Source organism: Kitasatospora herbaricolor (assembly GCF_030813695.1).
Classification (GTDB): Bacteria; Actinomycetota; Actinomycetes; order Streptomycetales; family Streptomycetaceae; genus Kitasatospora; species Kitasatospora herbaricolor.
In genome coordinates this window covers 7,267,671-7,283,896 of the sequence record NZ_JAUSVA010000002.1, presented here as the reverse complement: position 1 = coordinate 7,283,896, position 16,226 = coordinate 7,267,671, and the positions used below count along the sequence as shown (strand labels likewise).

The 16,226-nt window shown below is 74.8% G+C and carries 14 protein-coding genes; all 14 read right to left on the bottom strand.

What is annotated here, in order from left to right:
- Positions 1-51: 51 nt before the first annotated feature.
- The 14 genes from J2S46_RS31645 to J2S46_RS31580 all read right to left on the bottom strand — a co-directional run bounded on the left by J2S46_RS31645 (position 52) and on the right by J2S46_RS31580 (position 16,068).
- Positions 52-282 (bottom strand): cold-shock protein, encoded by a 231-nt coding sequence (locus tag J2S46_RS31645; RefSeq protein WP_191287956.1) that lies wholly within the window; start codon positions 280-282, stop codon positions 52-54.
- Positions 283-605: 323 nt separating this feature from the next.
- Positions 606-2,327, bottom strand: coding sequence for an SDR family oxidoreductase (locus J2S46_RS31640; RefSeq protein WP_191287955.1), 1,722 nt, complete (start codon positions 2,325-2,327; stop codon positions 606-608).
- Entirely contained in the window at positions 2,324-3,184 is an 861-nt protein-coding gene (locus J2S46_RS31635) for a M24 family metallopeptidase (protein WP_191287954.1), read from the bottom strand. The genes J2S46_RS31640 and J2S46_RS31635 overlap by 4 nt, the downstream gene beginning before the upstream one ends.
- A 150-nt stretch (positions 3,185-3,334) precedes the next feature.
- Positions 3,335-4,420, bottom strand: a complete 1,086-nt coding sequence (locus J2S46_RS31630) for a PDR/VanB family oxidoreductase (protein ID WP_191287953.1) — start codon at positions 4,418-4,420, stop codon at positions 3,335-3,337.
- Between the two features lie 32 nt (positions 4,421-4,452).
- On the bottom strand, positions 4,453-5,424 hold the full coding sequence (locus J2S46_RS31625) for a metal-dependent hydrolase (RefSeq protein ID WP_191287952.1): 972 nt from the start codon (positions 5,422-5,424) through the stop codon (positions 4,453-4,455).
- Between the two features lie 219 nt (positions 5,425-5,643).
- Positions 5,644-6,588: a threonine/serine dehydratase gene (locus tag J2S46_RS31620; protein ID WP_307351927.1), complete on the bottom strand. Its 945-nt coding sequence runs from the start codon at positions 6,586-6,588 to the stop codon at positions 5,644-5,646.
- Positions 6,589-6,754: 166 nt separating this feature from the next.
- Complete coding sequence (locus tag J2S46_RS31615; RefSeq protein WP_191287950.1) at positions 6,755-7,489, bottom strand: M12 family metallopeptidase; 735 nt, start codon at positions 7,487-7,489, stop codon at positions 6,755-6,757.
- Positions 7,490-7,627: 138 nt separating this feature from the next.
- Positions 7,628-8,062 carry an NUDIX domain-containing protein gene (locus tag J2S46_RS31610; RefSeq protein WP_191287949.1) on the bottom strand — a complete coding sequence of 145 codons (435 nt, stop codon included), beginning with the start codon at positions 8,060-8,062 and terminating at the stop codon, positions 7,628-7,630.
- A gap of 203 nt (positions 8,063-8,265) precedes the next feature.
- Complete coding sequence (locus J2S46_RS31605; protein WP_191287948.1) at positions 8,266-9,045, bottom strand: IclR family transcriptional regulator; 780 nt, start codon at positions 9,043-9,045, stop codon at positions 8,266-8,268.
- Between the two features lie 187 nt (positions 9,046-9,232).
- Complete coding sequence (locus tag J2S46_RS31600) at positions 9,233-10,282, bottom strand: S66 family peptidase (RefSeq protein WP_191287947.1); 1,050 nt, start codon at positions 10,280-10,282, stop codon at positions 9,233-9,235.
- Positions 10,283-10,510: 228 nt separating this feature from the next.
- Positions 10,511-11,971, bottom strand: a complete 1,461-nt coding sequence (locus J2S46_RS31595) for a catalase (protein ID WP_191287946.1) — start codon at positions 11,969-11,971, stop codon at positions 10,511-10,513.
- Positions 11,972-12,071: 100 nt separating this feature from the next.
- Positions 12,072-13,337, bottom strand: coding sequence for an allantoicase (gene alc / locus J2S46_RS31590; RefSeq protein WP_191287945.1), 1,266 nt, complete (start codon positions 13,335-13,337; stop codon positions 12,072-12,074).
- Positions 13,338-13,355: 18 nt separating this feature from the next.
- Positions 13,356-14,726 carry an allantoinase AllB gene (allB, locus tag J2S46_RS31585; RefSeq protein ID WP_191288298.1) on the bottom strand — a complete coding sequence of 457 codons (1,371 nt, stop codon included), beginning with the start codon at positions 14,724-14,726 and terminating at the stop codon, positions 13,356-13,358.
- A gap of 199 nt (positions 14,727-14,925) precedes the next feature.
- On the bottom strand, positions 14,926-16,068 hold the full coding sequence (locus tag J2S46_RS31580) for a glycerate kinase (RefSeq protein ID WP_191287944.1): 1,143 nt from the start codon (positions 16,066-16,068) through the stop codon (positions 14,926-14,928).
- Between the last annotated feature and the right edge of the window lie 158 nt (positions 16,069-16,226).

Here is a 16,226-nt window from a genome sequence, read left to right as displayed (position 1 = left end):
GCCCGGCCACCGCCGGACCGCCCTGCCGGTCCCGGTGGCCGTCGGCACGCTTCAGAGCAGCCGGACGTGCTCCGCGACCGGACGGCCTTCCTCCACGGCGGCCTCGTAGCTCACCCGCTGTCCGACCGTCAGCACCCGGCCGTGCTGGTCGACGCCCGGCTCGGCGACGGCCGTACGGACCACGGAGTCGTAGTAGAGGGTCACGTCCGGCCCCCCGTCGTCGGGGGTGATCAGGCCGTAGCCGTGCTCCGCCTCGTACGACTTCACAGTGCCGGTGGCCATGGGGTCCTCCTTCGGGCGTGCTGACAGTGCCCATCAGGAGTAACAGACCGCCGGCCCGCGAGCGCGCCCTGACACGCGCCGGGCCGGCGATCTCAGTCGGCCGTACCCGCCGGCCCGACCCGTCGGGCGGGCCGGCCCGTGCCGGCCGTGATCGTGTCGTGGTCGCGTCGTGGTGCCGCACCGCGACGCCGGCGAACGCGACGGGTCCGGTACGGGCGGGCGGCCCGCCCCTGGCCGGCCGGTCCAGGAACGAGGCCCGCTCGCGACGCTTGACCACATCCGTCCGCCGTAGGCCGCCGCCGCCCGGCTCCCGGCCCGACCGCTCAGCCCACGTTCAGCCGGGCCGCCAGTCGCAGCAGCCCCGGCGAGAGGCGGCCCAGCAGGCGGGCGGCCTTGGCCTCGAAGGTGACCGGGACGACCGGCTTGCCGGTGCGCACGGCCCGGACGATCTCGGCCGCGACCTTCTCGGGCGGGAACCCGCGGCGGGCGTAGAGCTTGGACGCGCGCTGCTGCTTGGCCGCCTGCTGGTCCGCGGTCACGCCGGAGAAGGTGGTGGTGCGGGTGATGTTGGTGTTGACGATGCCCGGGCAGATCGCGCTGACGCCGATGCCGGCCGGGGCGAGTTCGGCGCGCAGGCAGTCCGAGAGCATCAGCACCGCGGCCTTGCTGGTGGCGTACGCGGCCAGCAGCTTGGACGGCAGGTAGGCGGCCGCCGAGGCGAGGTTGACGATGTGGCCGCCCTCGCCGCGCTCGGTCATCAGGGTGCCGAAGGCGCGGCAGCCGTGGATGACGCCCCACAGGTTGACGTCCAGGACGCGCTGCCACTCCTGCTCGGTGGTCTGCAGGAAGGTGCCCGAGTGGCCGATGCCGGCGTTGTTCACCAGCACGTCGGGCACCCCGTGGTCGGCGGCGACCTGCTTGGCGAAGGCGTCGACGGCCGCGCCGTCGCTGACGTCCACCCGGTAGGCGTGCGCGGGCGGGCCGATCAGCGAGGCCAGTTCGGCGGTGCGGGTCGCGGCTTCGAGGTCCAGGTCGCAGACCACCACCCGGGAGCCCTGCTCGGCGAAGGCCAGCGCGGTGGCCCGGCCGATGCCGCTGCCGGCCCCTGTGACGACCACCAGCCGGCCGTCCTCGGGCGGCCCGGCCTTCTGCCCGGCCCCGGTGCGGGCGGTGAACTCACGGACCAGACCGGCCACGACGGACCCCTTCTCCAGCAGTGCGGACCAGTGCGAGGCGTTCAGCGAGCGGCGGGTCAGGTTCGGCACCCAGCGCTCCAGGCCCTCCGAGAGCGCGACCCCGACATAGCGGTCCCGGGTCAGGGTGACCAGCTGGACCGGTACCTCGGTGGGCCGCTCGCGGGGCGCCCGCAGGGTGGGGCGCATGTTGGCCCGGTACAACTCGATCCCACGCACGGCGTCCTGACGCAGGGTCGGCTGCGGGTGGCCGGGGCGCGGGGCGACGCCCTCCAGGTCGCGCAGCACCCGCGGCCAGGCCCGGGCCAGCCCGAACCGCCAGGTGGCGGGGGCCAGCACCGGCAGGTGGAAGGCGGTGATGTACCAGGAGTGCAGGCCCTGCGAGAGCAGCTGCCGCAGGTGCCTGGGGGTGGGCCGGCGGAACCGGGCGCGCAGCCAGAAGCCCATGTGGTCCAGGCACGGGCCGGACAGTGTGGTGTACGAGGCGATCCGCCGCTCGGCACCGGGCTCGGTGACGGCCTCCCAGGACTGCAGCGAGCCCCAGTCGTGGGCGACCACGTGCACCGGACGGTCCGGGCTGACCGCTTCGGCGACCGCGAAGAGGTCGGCGGCGAGGTGCTCCAGGCGGTAGCCGTCCCGGCCGGCCGGGACACCGGAGGCCCCCGCGCCGCGGACGTCGTAGCGCACCACGTGGTGGTCGGCGGCGAGGTCGTCGGCGACGTCGTCCCAGACCGCGTGGGTGTCGGGGTAGCCGTGCACCATCAGGACGGTCGGCGCGGCCGGGTCGCCCTGCTCGAAGACGGCGAGCGGCAGTCCGTCGGCGGAGTGCACGGTGCGGCGGCGGGGGGTCATCGGGAGGCCTCCTCGGCAGTGGTGCTCCAGCGCCGCACGTGCGGCAGGTCGTCGTCGAGCCAGTAGGCGTCGTCCTCGGTGACCACCAGCAGCTCCTCGAACTTGATGCCGACGTCGCGGAAGCCGATGTGCGGCTCCACCGCCCACAGACCCGGCGTGGGCGCGTGCCGGGAGGCCCGGCCGTCCGCCCAGAGCGGGGAGCGGCCGTGCAGGCGTTCGCTGATCAGCTCGCGTCCGAGCGTCTGGAGTGTACGCACCCCGAAGCCGAACAGGTTCACGCCGGCCGGTCCGCGGGCGGTGGTCCGGGTCACCTGGTGGCCGATCACCCGGCCCGGGTAGACCCGGTGGCGGTTGTCGTAGCCGTGCGCGGCGATCTGCGCGTCCACCGCCGCGTACACCTCGTCCAGCGGCTTGCGGGCCTTCACCTCGCGCAGGATCAGCTCGCGGTAGACCCGCAGGTCGGCGGCGAGGCGGTCCCAGAGCGGGTTCTCGCCGACCTTGCCGCCGTAGCCGATGTCGGCGGTGTAGCCGTCGACCACGGGCGCGCAGTCCAGCACGTACGGCATGCCCTCCTGGAGCTTGCGGCCGCCGGCGAAGAACTGCAGCGGGGTGTGGAAGTGCCGGAAGGCGGTGCGGTCGCCGAACCAGGCGAACGGGACGTGGAAGAAGTCCTCGACGCCGGCGGCGACCAGGCGGCGGCGCAGCTCGGCGGTGGCCTGGCGCTCGGTGACGCCGGGTTCGATCCAGGCGGCGACCTGTTCGGCGCAGTGGTAGGCGAGCTGCTGGGTCTCCCGGAAGCGGCCGAGGTCGGCCTCGGTGAAGGGGAAGGCGGGCAGGGGTGCGGTGGCAAGGGCCATGAGGGTTCCTTCGGGGCCGTCGGGGGGCGCCTGCTGCGGTGCCGGACCGGCCCGGGCCGGCCCCGGACCGGGCGGTCGGGCGGTCGGGCGTCGGCACGAACCGGGCGGTCGCGGCGGTCGGGCGGTCGCGGCGGTCGGGCGGTCGTGGTGCTAGAGGTCCAGCACGAGGGTCTCGCCCTCGGCGGCCCGCGAGACGCACGGGAGCAGGGCGCCGGCCGCGCGCTCCTCGGCGGTCAGCCGGCGGTCGCGGTGCTCGGGGGTGCCGGACAGCACCTGGACCCGGCAGGTGCCGCAGAAGCCCTGGTGGCAGGAGTACGGCAGGTCGGGGCGGGCCTCCAGGGCGACGTCCAGCGCCGACCGGTCGGCGGGGACGTCCAGCGCCGGGCCGTCGGCGCCGAGCCGCACGGTGAACGGCCGGCCGTCCCGGACGGGGGCCGCGCCGAAGCGTTCGAAGTGCAGGGCGCGGGCGGCCGAGGCCTCCAGCGCGCCCTGGACGGCGGCCAGCATCGGCGCCGGGCCGCAGCAGTACACGGCGGCGCCCCGGGCGGCCCGGGCGAGCAGTCCGGCACCGGTGGGGACGCCGTGCCGGTCGTCGTCGAGGATCGCCACCCGGCTCGGGTCGAGGGCGAGCAGCTCCTCGGTGAACGGCATGGTGGCGGCGCTGCGGCCGGTGTGCACCAGCCGCCAGTCCAGACCGAGGCGCTGCGCCTCGCGGGCCATCGGCAGCAGCGGGGTGATGCCCACACCGCCGGCCAGCAGCAGCACCCTGGGCTCGGCGCAGAAGGCGAAGCCGTTGCGGGGCCGGCGCACGGTCACCCGGGCGCCGGGGCCGAGCTCGTCGTGGATCTCGACCGAACCGCCGCCGCCCCCGGGCAGCCGGCGCACCGCGATCCGGTAGCCGGTGCGGTCGGCCGGGTCGCCGCAGAGCGAGTAGTGCCGCTCGCGGCCGGAGGGCAGCCGTAGCCGGACGTGGGCGCCGGGCTGCCAGGCGGGCAGTTCGTCACCGCCGGGGTCGCCCAGCCGCAGCTCGACGACGTCCTCGGCGACCGTCCGGCGGGCGGTGACGGCCAGGCGCAGCGGCGGGGTGGGGCGGGCCGGCGGGCGGCGCGGGTTGCGGCGCAGCAGGGGGCTGCCCAGGGCGGGGGTGTAGCGGTCGCCGAAGGCGGTGACGCGCTGCATGAAGCGGTCCGCGCGCGGGCGGCCGTACAGGTCCGGGGGCGGGGTGGTGAGGTCCATCCGGGGCGGCTCTCCTGGCTCCTGGCGGCGGGTCAGTGGTGGGCGGCGGCGGCGCGGGCCGCCGGGGAGGTGGCCAGGTAGCTGAGCGCCTGGCTGGACGAGCCCTCCTGGGTGGGGTGGTAGCCGGGCTTGAGGTAGCGCAGGCCGGAGCGCAGCGAGCGGATCGGGTCGGGCAGCATCCCGCGGCCCGCGATCTGCCGGGCCTCGCGCCAGGTCGGGCGGATCCGCCCGTCCAGGGTGGGGTCGGCGGCGAGCAGGAAGCGGACGCCCCGCACCCAGAGGTGGACCAGCAGCGGCCCGGAGACCGCCATCCCGCGCACCCGGCGCAGGTAGCCCGGGTCGAGGTGGACCATCAGGTCGTACGCCACGCTGCGGTGCTCGACCTCCTCGGCACCGTGCCAGCGCAGCAGGTCGAGCATGGTCGGGTCGGCCTTGGCGCGGTCCAGGCCCGGGGAGTTGAGCGCCCAGTCGCCGAGGAAGGCGGTGAAGTGCTCGATGGCGGCGACGAACGCCACCCGCTCGATGATGTTCTCGCGCCGCCGGCGCGGGTCCAGCCCGCTGCGCTCGCCGAGGATCCGCCGGAACAGCCAGGAGATCTGCCGGACGTACGGGCGCGGGTCCAGCCCCTGGGCGAGCAGGTGGTCGAGCACCTCCTGGTGGGCCTCGGCGTGGATGGACTCCTGGCCGATGAAGCCGAGCACCTCCTCGCGCAGCTGCTCGTCGGTGATCAGCGGCAGCGCCTCCTTGAACACCTCGACGAACCAGCGCTCGCCCTCGGGCAGCAGCAGGTGCAGCACGTTGATGGTGTGGGTGGCCATCGGCTCGTCCGGGATCCAGTGCAGCGGCAGCCGGGACCAGTCGAAGCGGACGTCCCGGGGTTCGAGGACGAGGTTCTCGTGGATCGTGGGCGCGGCGGCTGCGCGCAGGACGGGGGCCGCGGCGGTGCGGGCGGCGGGGGCGGGTGCTGCGGGGACGGCAGCGGCGGCACGGGTGGCACGGGGCATGAGGGGCCCTCCTGACCTGCGGGTGGCGGCTCGACTCTGGGCAACTTACTCGCGGGTAGAGCGGGCGACAAGGGTTTCGACCACTCTTATCGACATCGAGTCTAATAAGCCGGCCGGGCCGCCACCGAGAGTCTTCGAGGCCGGAGCACCGCCGAAACCCCGGCGGAGCGGCGCGCTGCGGCGCCGGCTCCGCCGGGGTTCCGACCGGGCCGGGGCCGGCTACGCCAGCGTGGCCGGGTCGGTGTTCGCCCCGCAGAGCACCACCGCGACCCGCTCCCCGCGCTCCGGGCGGTACGCCTCGCTGCGCAGAGCGGCCAGCGCGGTGGCGCCGCCGTGCTCCACCGCCAGGCGGTGGCCGTCCCAGAGCCCCTGGCGGGCCGCCACGATCGCGGCGTCCTCCACCAGCACCGACCGGGCCCGCACCCGCCCGGCCCAGTGCAGGGCCGTCTCGGAGACCCGGCGGGCCCCGAGCGAGTCCGCCGCGACGGAGTCCACCGGCACGTCGACCGGCCTCCCGGCCGCGACGGCGGCGTGCAGCGCGCGGGAGCCGGCCGGCTCGACCGCGACCACCCGTACCCCGTGCTCCGCGGCCGCCACGGCCAGGCCGGTGAACAGACCGCCGCCGCCCACCGCCACCACCACCGTGTCCAGCCCGGGCGCGGCGGCCAGGATCTCGGGCAGCAGGGTGCCGGCCCCCGCGGCGATGTACGGGTCGTCGTAGGCGTGCGAGGCGAGCGCGCCCGACTCGGCCGCGAACAGCCGGGCGGCCTCGAGCGCGTCCGCGTACTCGCTGCCCGTCAGCCGGACGTCCGCCCCGTACCCGCGGAGCTTGCGGATCTTGACCGGCGGTGCGGTGGCGGGCAGGAAGACGGTGGCCGGCACGCCCTGCGCCTTGGCGGCCCAGGCACAGGCCAGCCCGGCGTTGCCGCCGGAGGCGATCACCACGCCCGCCGCCGGCATGCTGCCGTCGGCCAGGTGCGCGGCGACGAAGTTCGCCGCGCCGCGGTCCTTGAAGCTGCCGCTGTGCTGGATGAAGTCGAGCGCGAGGAAGACCTCGGCGCCGCCGACGCCGCCCGGGTCGGCGGGCAGCACCAGGGCGGTCCGGGTGAGGCCGGCGATCCGCTCGGCGGCCGCCTTGACGTCGTCGTACGTGGGCTGGGACAAGCGGTGCTCCAGGGCTCGGGCCGGACGGTCTGCACCGGGACGCGGCCGGCGCGGCGGCGGCCCGGGCGGGCCGGCGGGCCGGCCCGTGACCATTCTCGGACGGCGGCCCCGGCGCAGCGGCCCCCGGGTCGGGCGCCGGGGCCGGATCCGGACCGGGCGCCCGCCGTCAGGCCGGCGGGTAGCGCCGGTTGAGCTTGCCCACGTCCCCCTTGCTCAGCCCCGTCCGCGCATAGGGGTCGGTGAGCAGGCCGCCGTCCGGCCGGGTCATGGTCGGCCGGCCGTTCCGGCTGAAGGACTTCGAGCCGTAGATCATGATCGAGTCGTAGTCGAAGGGGCCGAGGGTGGCCTCGTTCTCGGACCTGACCTTGCCGAACTGGGCCGCCAGCGAGGGATCGACGTTCTCCAGGTGGAGGACGAGGTGCTGGTCGCGGTCACCGCGCATGTGCTCGTGGAAGAACCCGAGGGCGTGCATCAGCTCGTGCAGGACCGTCCCGTGCCAGTCGCAGCCCTCGCCGAGCGAGAAGTTCTGCCGGCCGCCGACCATCCCCACGTACGAGTAGCAGCCCTCCCCGCGGACGAACTGGATCCAGTTCTGCTGCTGCTCGGCCCGGACGAAGCGCACGCAGGAGTTGCCCTCGATCTCGCGCATCGCCCCGCGGAGGGCCTTCGCCAGCGACTTCGCGCCGGCGCCCACCCGGTAGGGGACGACACCGCCGGGCCAGCGGGTGGCACCCGCCCCGCCGCCCGCGTCCGGGGCCGCCGCGCCGCCGTCCCCCGGCCCGACGGCGCAGCCCCTCCCGGCCGCCGCCGCGCCCGGCGCCAGCGGCGCGGCCACCGACCAGACGGCGCTCAGCCCGACCAGCAGCGCGAGGACGGCGGCGCGGCGGGTCGGGCTGGTCATGGCTGCTCCTCGGCTCGTCACGCTCCGTCGGTCACAGATGACGTGTCAGCGCGACCCTAGCGAGCCCGCCGCCGCACCGACGGCGAACGCACGGGACTTCACACGCCGGAGTGACGGCCGCCGGGTGGCCGTACGAGGTCACCGCGGTGACCCGGCCGTGTCCTCGGGGGTGGCCATCAGCAGGGTGGGCACCATCAGGCCCTCGGAGGCCGAACTGCGCGGCAGCGGCACCCAGCTGAGGCCGATCATCCGGGGGCAGTCGCAGTCGCGCCCGGGATCCACCCCGAGGCGCGGTTCGCCCGGCGCCACCTCCACCGCGAAGCAGGCCGTCCAGCCCGACGGGTAGGGCGTGTCGTAGAGGTGGCGCACCGAGCGGGTCACCAGGCCGACCTCCTCGGCCACCTCGCGGACCACCGCCTGCTCGGCGGACTCGCCCGGCTCGATGCCACCGCCCGGCAGCGTCCAGTACTCGTGCCCGTCGTGCCGGCCGGACGGGCCCCGGCCCCGCTCCCGCACCATGAGGACGTGCCCGTCCCGGATGATCACCGCCGCTGCCCGCCGCCTGTCCACCATGGGTCGATCATGCCGGACGCCACCGACAGGCCCGGGGCGCGCGGACGGGCGGACTGGCGGACGGGCGCGACGCACGCACGGACGGGCGTGCCGCGTCCGGGGCACCGTCGGAATCGCGGGCGCGCCCCCGCGGTCAAGGGCGGTGCCGTCGCGGTGCGCCGTCGCGGGGGCGGGGTCGGGGACGTCGGCCGGCGGGGGCCCGCTCAGACCGCCATGGCGAGCATCAGCGGGGCCGCGCGGTGCGCGAGGAGTTCGGCGGCGGCCTTGAGGCGGTGCACGTTGTCCACCGGCATGGAGGTGGCCAGGCAGCCGACCGTGCTGCCGGCGATCACGGGCACGGCGGCGCAGACCGTGCCGAGGGCGTACTCCTGGATGTCCAGCACCGGCACGGTGGCCGGCTGGCGCTCCAGACGGTGCATCAGCTGGTCGGCGTCGACGACGGTCCTGGAGGTCAGGCGGGCCACCGGGTGCCGGGACAGGTGGTCCCGGCGGGAGTCGTGGTCCAGCTGGCTGAGCAGGCACTTGCCGATCGCACTGGCGTGCGCGGTCGCCCGGAAGTCCACCCACTCCTGGACGGCGGGCGCGTGGTCGGCGGCGGAGACCGCCTCCACCGACAGCTCGCCCTCGTGGTAGCGACTGAAGTAGACCGCCGCACCCAACTCGTCCCGCAGTTCGGCCAGTTTGTGGTTGAGCCGGACCCTGACCAGCTGCTCGCGGTTGTACTGGCCGAGCAGGGCGAAGGTGCCGCCGAGCACCCAGGCCTCCTCCTGGTACTGCAGGTAGCCCTCGGTCTCCAGGAACTCGGTCAGCCGGCGGACCTCACCCGGCGGGAGCGAGGTCTCGCGGGCGAGGCCGGCGGTGGTGACCCCGCCGGGGTGGCGGTCGACCGCCTCCAGCAGCCTCAGCGCGTGTTGCAGGGAGCCGAACGGACCAGGGACACCCTGGTCCAGCGTGGCCTGACGACCCCGGGCTGGTGTCGGCATGACGTCCCCTTCCGATGTCCCCGCGCGGACCGGCCGCGACAGCTCCAGCCTATCCACCGGGGGCCGCCGCTAACGGCCGGTCGGCAGATATTTGCGCAGGTGATACGCACAACTTGTGTGGCATATGCCACACAAGAGCGCGTCACCCCCACGGCTGCCACCGGCCCCCGGCGGCCGGGCCGCCGGCTCAGTAGGTCACGGTGATCCGCCTCGCCGGCCCGTCCACCCGGACCAGACCGCCGTACGGGATCACCAACTGCGGGTCGGTGTGGCCGAGATCGACGTCGAACACCGCCATGGTGTCCGGCGCGTACTCCGCCAGCGCCCGCAGCACCGCCGCGCGCTGCGCGTCCCGGTAGGCCGCCCCCGCCGCCGGGTCCAGCGGCCGCTCGTGGGACCAGGCCTTCGCCCGTCCCATCAGCAGCGCCGGGAACTGCCGCAGCAGGCCCCGCTCCCCCATGTTGCGCAGGACCCGGTACACCTCCACGGCGGCAGGCTGCTCCTCCGAGGTCTCCAGGAAGAGCACGCAGCCCGCGTACGCCTCCGGCGCCAGGATGCCGCGGTCGGCCATCAGCAGCCAGCCGAGGATCTCCAGGTTGCCGCCCCAGCTGACACCCTCCACCACCTGGTCCGGCCGGTGCCAGAACCAGCCCTCACCGGGTGTCAGTTCGGGCTCAGCGTCGAAGGTGCGCGGGTCCTCCCAGCGGCCGCCCCGGTCGGTGAAGGCCGCGGCGGGGCGGAGCTCGTACGGGCCCGAGGTGAACAGCGCGGCCCGCAGCGAGTCGGCGGTCGGGCCGGCCAGCGCGCCCGGGCGGCCGAACTCGACCATCACCGTGCCGCCGTGGTACCCGACGATGCCAAGGTTCCAGAGGTGGGCCAGCAGGTTGGTGTTGTCGCTGTACCCGAAGAAGGGCTTGGGGTTCGCCCGGATCAACTCCGCGTCGAGGTGCGGGATCACGGTGATCTGGTCGTCGCCGCCGATGCTGGCGATCACCGCCTTGACGTCCGGGTCGGCGAAGGCCGCGTGGATGTCGGCGGCCCGCTCGCGCGCGGTGGCGCCCATCCTCCGGGTGCTGGGGTACTCCACGGGCACCAGCCCGAACTCCTCGCGCAGCCGGCGCAGGCCCAACTCGTAGGGCAGTGGGAGGATCCCGGGCAGTCCGGCGGCGGGCGAGATCACCGCGACCCGGTCGCCGGGGCGGGGCTTGGCGGGGTAGGAGGGTGGCGTCGTCGTCATCGGCCGAGGATATCCGCGCAGGTGAGCGGCGTTCGATCGGTTTTCGGCAGCCGCCGCCGGCGGGCCGCCCGGACGGATGGCGCGGGCGGATGGCGCGGGCGGCCCGCCGCGGGCGGATCGCGGGCAGGCGAAAGGCCTCTCCTCCACTGCCCGGGGAGGAGAGGCCTGTCACCGGTCACCCGGGTGCGGGCCCGGGTGGCCTGGGAGGGTTGGTCGGTGGGGCCGGGATCAGCCCTCGTCGCCCGCGCGGAGCTTGGCGACGGCGGCCTCCAGGCGGGCGCCGTACTCCTCGTCGGCCGCGTGGAAGTGGGCGAGGTTCTTCTCGACGATGTCGTCGCGGGTGACCTGCGCCAGGAAGCCCGCGATGTTGTTGATCAGGCGGGTCTTCTCGCCGGCCGACATCAGCCGGTAGAGCTCGCCGGCCTGGAAGAAGTCGTCGTCCTTGGTGTGGGCCGGCGTGGTGTACGTGCCGGTCCAGCCGTTCAGCGCGACCGGCGCGGCGAGCGCGTTGTCGCTCTGGGCCGGGCCGTCGTACGAGTTGGGCTCGTAGTTCTTGCCGCGGCCGGACTTGTTGACGGCGGAGAGGCCGTCACGGCCGTAGTTGTTCGCCTCGGTCGCCTTGGGGGCGTTCACGGCGAGCAGGGTGTGGTTGACGCCGAGGCGGTAGCGCTGGGCGTCGGCGTAGGCGAACAGGCGGCCCTGGAGCATCTTGTCCGGGGAGGGACCGATGCCGGGGACGAAGTTGTTCGGCGAGAACGCGGACTGCTCGACGTCGGCGAAGACGTTCTCCGGGTTCTTGTTCAGCACCAGGCGGCCGACCTTCTGCAGCGGGTAGTCCGCGTGCGGCCACACCTTGGTGAGGTCGAAGGGGTTGAACCGGTAGTCGGCTGCCTCGGCGACCGGCATCAGCTGGACGTACAGCGTCCAGGACGGGAACACGCCCCGCTCGATGGCCTGGTGCAGGTCGCGCTGGTGGCTGTCGGCGTCCGAGCCGAGCACCTCGGCGGACTGGTCGCCGTCCAACGAGCGGATGCCCTGGTTGGTCTTGAAGTGGTACTTCACCCAGAACGCCTCGCCGGCCTCGTTGACCCACTGGTAGGTGTGCGAGCCGTAGCCGTTCATGTGGCGGTAGGAGGCCGGGATGCCGCGGTCGCCGAAGAGCCAGGTGATCTGGTGGGTCGAGGCGGGCGAGTGGGCCCAGAAGTCCCAGACGTTGTCCGCCTCCTGCACGCCGGTGAACGGGTCGCGCTTCTGCGAGTGGATGAAGTCGGGGAACTTGATCGGGTCCTTGATGAAGAACACCGGGGTGTTGTTGCCGACCAGGTCGTAGTTGCCCTCGGCGGTGTAGAACTTCAGCGCGAAGCCGCGCGGGTCACGCACCGCGTCGGAGGAGCCCAGGTTGCCTGCCACGGTCGAGAAGCGCAGGAAGACCTCGGTGCGCTTGCCGATCCCGGAGAGGAAGTCGGCGCGGGTGAACTGCGAGACCTCGTCCGTCACCTCGAAGTAGCCGTAGGCGCCGGAGCCGCGGGCGTGCACCACGCGCTCCGGGATGCGCTCGCGGTTGAAGCGGGCGAGCTTCTCCAGGAGCTGCTGGTCCTGGATGAGCAGCGGGCCGTACTCGCCGGCCGAGGCCGAGTTCTGGTTGTCGGCGACCGGGGCGCCGGACTCCGTGGTCAGGATCTTGGACATGAGAGGGTCCTTCAGGTCGTTAAAGGCGTTGCGTGGAGAAGGCGGAGACGGTCGGTCGGGCGGGCCCGCCCGGGTCCGAAACCCCGGGCCGGGCAGGGCGTCAGACGCCGAGCAGCCGCCAGATCGCCGAACGGCGGCGCGAGGACTGCTCGCCGTCGGGGCCGTCGGCCGGCTGGAGCGCGGACACGGCGGCGGTGGTCGCGGCGGCGTCCGCGAGCGGGCGGGCGGCGGTCAGCGCGCTGGCCTCCTCCGCCTCAAGACCGGCCTCGACGAGGGCCGTACGGGCCTCGTCGGCCGGAAGTGCGTTGAACCAGCGCAGCGCGAGGGCGGCGCGGCCGGCCCCGGTGAGCCTCCCGGTCAGGCGCAGCCGGGCGAGGCCGCCGTCCGGGTAGACGTTGATCCGTACGTGGGTCACCGGACGGCCGGCGTCCAGCCGCAGGCGGTGCCGGGTGTCGGGCTGCAGCCGGGTGCGCGGCAGGACCGGGAACCAGCCGTCGGTGTCGGTGGAGGGGTCGCCGCCGGTGGAGGCGTCGTAGCCCACCAGGTCGGCCCAGCCGGGGGCGTTGGCGACGAAGTGGGTGGTGTCCACCTCGGCGGCCAGGACCTCGCCGCCCCCGGCCAGGGCGATCCGGACCCAGTCGTTGGCCTTGTCGCGCCGACGCCGGGTCTCCCAGCCCTCGCCCATGACGGAGGCGCGACCGGGAGCGTTCAGGTTGTGCGGGGAGGAGAAGTAGCGGTCCGAGGCGGCCTCGGCGACGCCGCCGTACTCCTGCGCGGCGAGGTCGAAGGTCAGGCCGTCCAGCTCGCGCGGGTCGGGGAGCACCTCGCCGTGCACCCGCAGGCGGGCCACGCCGCCGTCCGGCCAGATGTTCAGCCGTACGTGGGTGTACCGCGTCCCGTCGGTGACCTCGAACTCGTGGGCGGTGTCGCCGCGGAGCGCGGTGCGGGGCACCAGGTCGGTCCACCCGGCGTCGTCGAGCTCCTCGACGGACGGGTGGCCGGGGATCGAGGCGGCCTGGACGGAGGCGGTCTCGGGGTAGTTGCCGGTGAAGTGAGCGGTGTCCACGATCACGCCGCGGATCACACCGCCGACGCCGAGCCGGACGACCGCCCAGTCGTGGTCCTCGTCGGTCGGGTGCGGCTGCTCGGCGCTGACGCCGCGGCGGCGCTTGCTCTCCCAGCCGTCCATGATCTGGCCCTTGTGGCCGAAGGTGTGCGCGCGGAACTCGGCGGGCTTGGCGACCAGCAGGTTCTCCGCGTCGGCGAAGGTGTCCTCGTTGGTGGCGACCAAGCCGGCGCCGAGCAGACGGGAGGCCAGGTTGACCAGCTCGGTGAAAGGAGCGCTCGGGGTCCGGTCGGTGCTCATCGGTGGAGTCTCCAGGGTTCAGGAACGGGTGATCTGACGGCCGAACGGCTCGCCGTCCACGTCCACCACCCGGCCGCGGAGCCAGGTGGTGCGGACGGCGCCGGTCAGCGTCCGGCCCGCGTACGGGGTCACGGGGTTGCGGTGGTGCAGCGCGGCGGCCTGCACGGCGAACTCGCCGTCCGGGTCGAAGGCCACCAGGTCGGCGTCGTTCCCGACGGCGATGGCGCCCTTGGTGCCGGTGAGGCCGACCAGCGAGGCGGGCCCGGCGGACATCCAGCGGACCACGTCGGAGAGGCTGTGGCCGCGCCGGCGGGCCTCGGTCCAGATGGCCGGCAGGCCGAGCTGGAGGGAGGCGATGCCGCCCCAGGCGGCGGCGAAGTCGCCGCTGCCGCCGTACTCCTTGAGCAGCTTGAGGTCCGGCGTGGACGGCGAGTGGTCGGAGACGACGGCGATGAACTCGCCGGCGGCCAGGGCGGCCCAGAGCGCGTCGCGGTTGGACTCGTCGCGGATCGGCGGGCAGCACTTGAAGGCGGTGTCGCCGTCCGGCACCTCCTCGGCCGCGAGGGTGAGGTAGTGCGGGCAGGTCTCGGCGGTCACCCGGACGCCGTCCGCGCGGGCCTGGCGCAGCAGCGGGAGGACGGCGGCGGAGGAGACGTGCAGGATGTGCACCCGGGCGCCGGTGCGGCGGGCGGTGTCGAGCAGCCGGGCGACGGCGGCGGTCTCCGCGTCGTCGGGGCGGGAGGCCAGGAAGTCGCGGTAGTGCACGCCGGGCTGCTGCGGGGCGGCCTCCAGGACGGCGGGGTCCTCGGCGTGGATGATCGCCAGCGCGCCGATCCTGGCCTGCTCGGCGAGCGCGCTCTCCAGGTCGGCCTGCTCGACGTGCGGGAACTCGTCCACGCCGGAGGGGGCCAGGAAGCTCTTGAAGCCGAAGACGCCGGCGGTGTGCAGCGGCTCCAGGTCGCCGGTGTTGCCGGGGATCGCGCCGCCCCAGAAGCCGAGGTCGACCCAGGCCTGGCCCTCGGCGGTCTTCCGCTTGGCGTCCAGGCCGTCGACCGTGGTGGTCGGCGGGACGGAGTTCAGCGGCATGTCGATGACGGTGGTGACGCCGCCGGCGGCGGCGGCCCGGGTGGCGGTGGCGAAGCCCTCCCACTCGGTACGGCCGGGTTCGTTGACGTGCACGTGGGTGTCGACCAGGCCGGGGAGGAGGACGGTGTCACCGAGGTCGGTGAGGTGCCGGTCGCCGGCGAGCAGGGAGCCGTGGGCGGCGATCTGCTCGATCCGGCCGCCCTGGATCAGCACGTCAGCGGGACGCTCGCCGTCGGGGAGGACGACGCGGCGGGAGCGGATCACCGCGGGGCCGTCGGGGTGCGGCGTCTCGCTGAGGGGCATCGGGACCTCCGGGTGGACCGTCTTCGGGGCGAAGGGGGGAACGGTGGTGAACGAGGGGGTGAAGGGGCCGCTGAGGGCGGGCGGGGGCCGTGGAGGCGGCAGTTGAAGTCTGCTCATCACACCGCTGGCTGCGATTGCTCGGAGCCTAGGCCCGCCTTCAACAAAACGTCAATGTAGGAAACCACGAGGAAACCGGGAATCAACCGGCGAGCAACGCGGCGGCCAGCCGCTCGCCCGCGACCTCGGACAGCTCGGCCGCCTTGGTCATGCTGTCGCCGGGCTGCTCGGCCAGCGCGGTGAGCGCGTAGGCCGCGACGAAACCCGCCGCCCGCCACTCGTTCTCCGCCAGCTCCAGACGCCCTGCCACGGCGGCCACCCGAACCCCCGCCCGAGTGGCCGCCGCGGCAACGCCGGCGGGGGCCTTGCCATGGAGCGTCTGCGCGTCCAGGCAGCCCTCACCTGTCACGACGAGGCGTGCCCCACGCACGGCCTCGTCGAAGCCCAGCAGTTCGAGCATCAGCTCGATGCCGGGCCGCATGGTGGCGCCGAGCAGGGCGAGGGCGGCGTAGCCGACCCCGCCTGCGGCCCCGGCGCCGGGGGCGGTGCGGAAGTCCCGGCCGGTGCTCCCGCCGACGACGTCGGCGAAGCGGGTCAGGCCTTCCTCCAGGATCAGCAGGTCCTCGACGTCGGCGCCCTTCTGCGGGCCGTAGACGGCCGTCGCGCCGCGGGGGCCGAGCAGCGGGTTGTCGACGTCGCAGGCGACCACGACCTCCACGCCGCTCAGCGCGTCGGCGAGCGGGCCGAGGTCGATCCGGGCCAGCCGGCGCAGCGCGGCGCCGCCCGGCGCCAGCTCGGCGCCCTCGGTGTCGTACAGCCCTACGCCGAGCGCCTGGACCATGCCGGCGCCGCCGTCGGTGCAGGCGCTGCCGCCGAGGCCCAGCACGATCCGCTTCGCGCCCAGCGAGACGGCCCGGCCGATCAGCTGGCCGACCCCGTAGGAGCCGGCGGCGAGCGGCGCGGTCCGGCCGCCGGGGAGCCGGGCGAGCCCGGAGGCCTGGGCCAGCTCGACCACGGCGGTGTCGCCCTTGACGGCGATCGCGGCGTCCACCGGCAGGCCGGTCGGACCGGCCACCTTGGCCGGGACGCGGGTGAAGCCGGCCGCCAGCGCGGCGGCCAGGGTGCCCTCGCCGCCGTCGGCGACGGGCAGCTCGCGGACCTCGACGCCGGGGGCGCCGCGGCGGATGCCGGCCGCGATGCGGGCCGCGACCTCGGCGCCCTCCAGCGTGCCCTTGAACTTGTCGGGGGCGACGACGACATGGCCCTGGGTGGGGGTGGCGGGCATGGCGTGGGCCTCACTTCCGGGTCGGGCTGCTGATCCGCGGGCGGACCGGATGGTCCGAGTCTGCGCCCGTCTGGTGCTTCGGTGCCTTGCGTGGTTTCCGGGGCCTGGGCCGTGCGGGGCACGGCCGGGGTGCGACCCCCTCCCCGCCGTTCCACTCG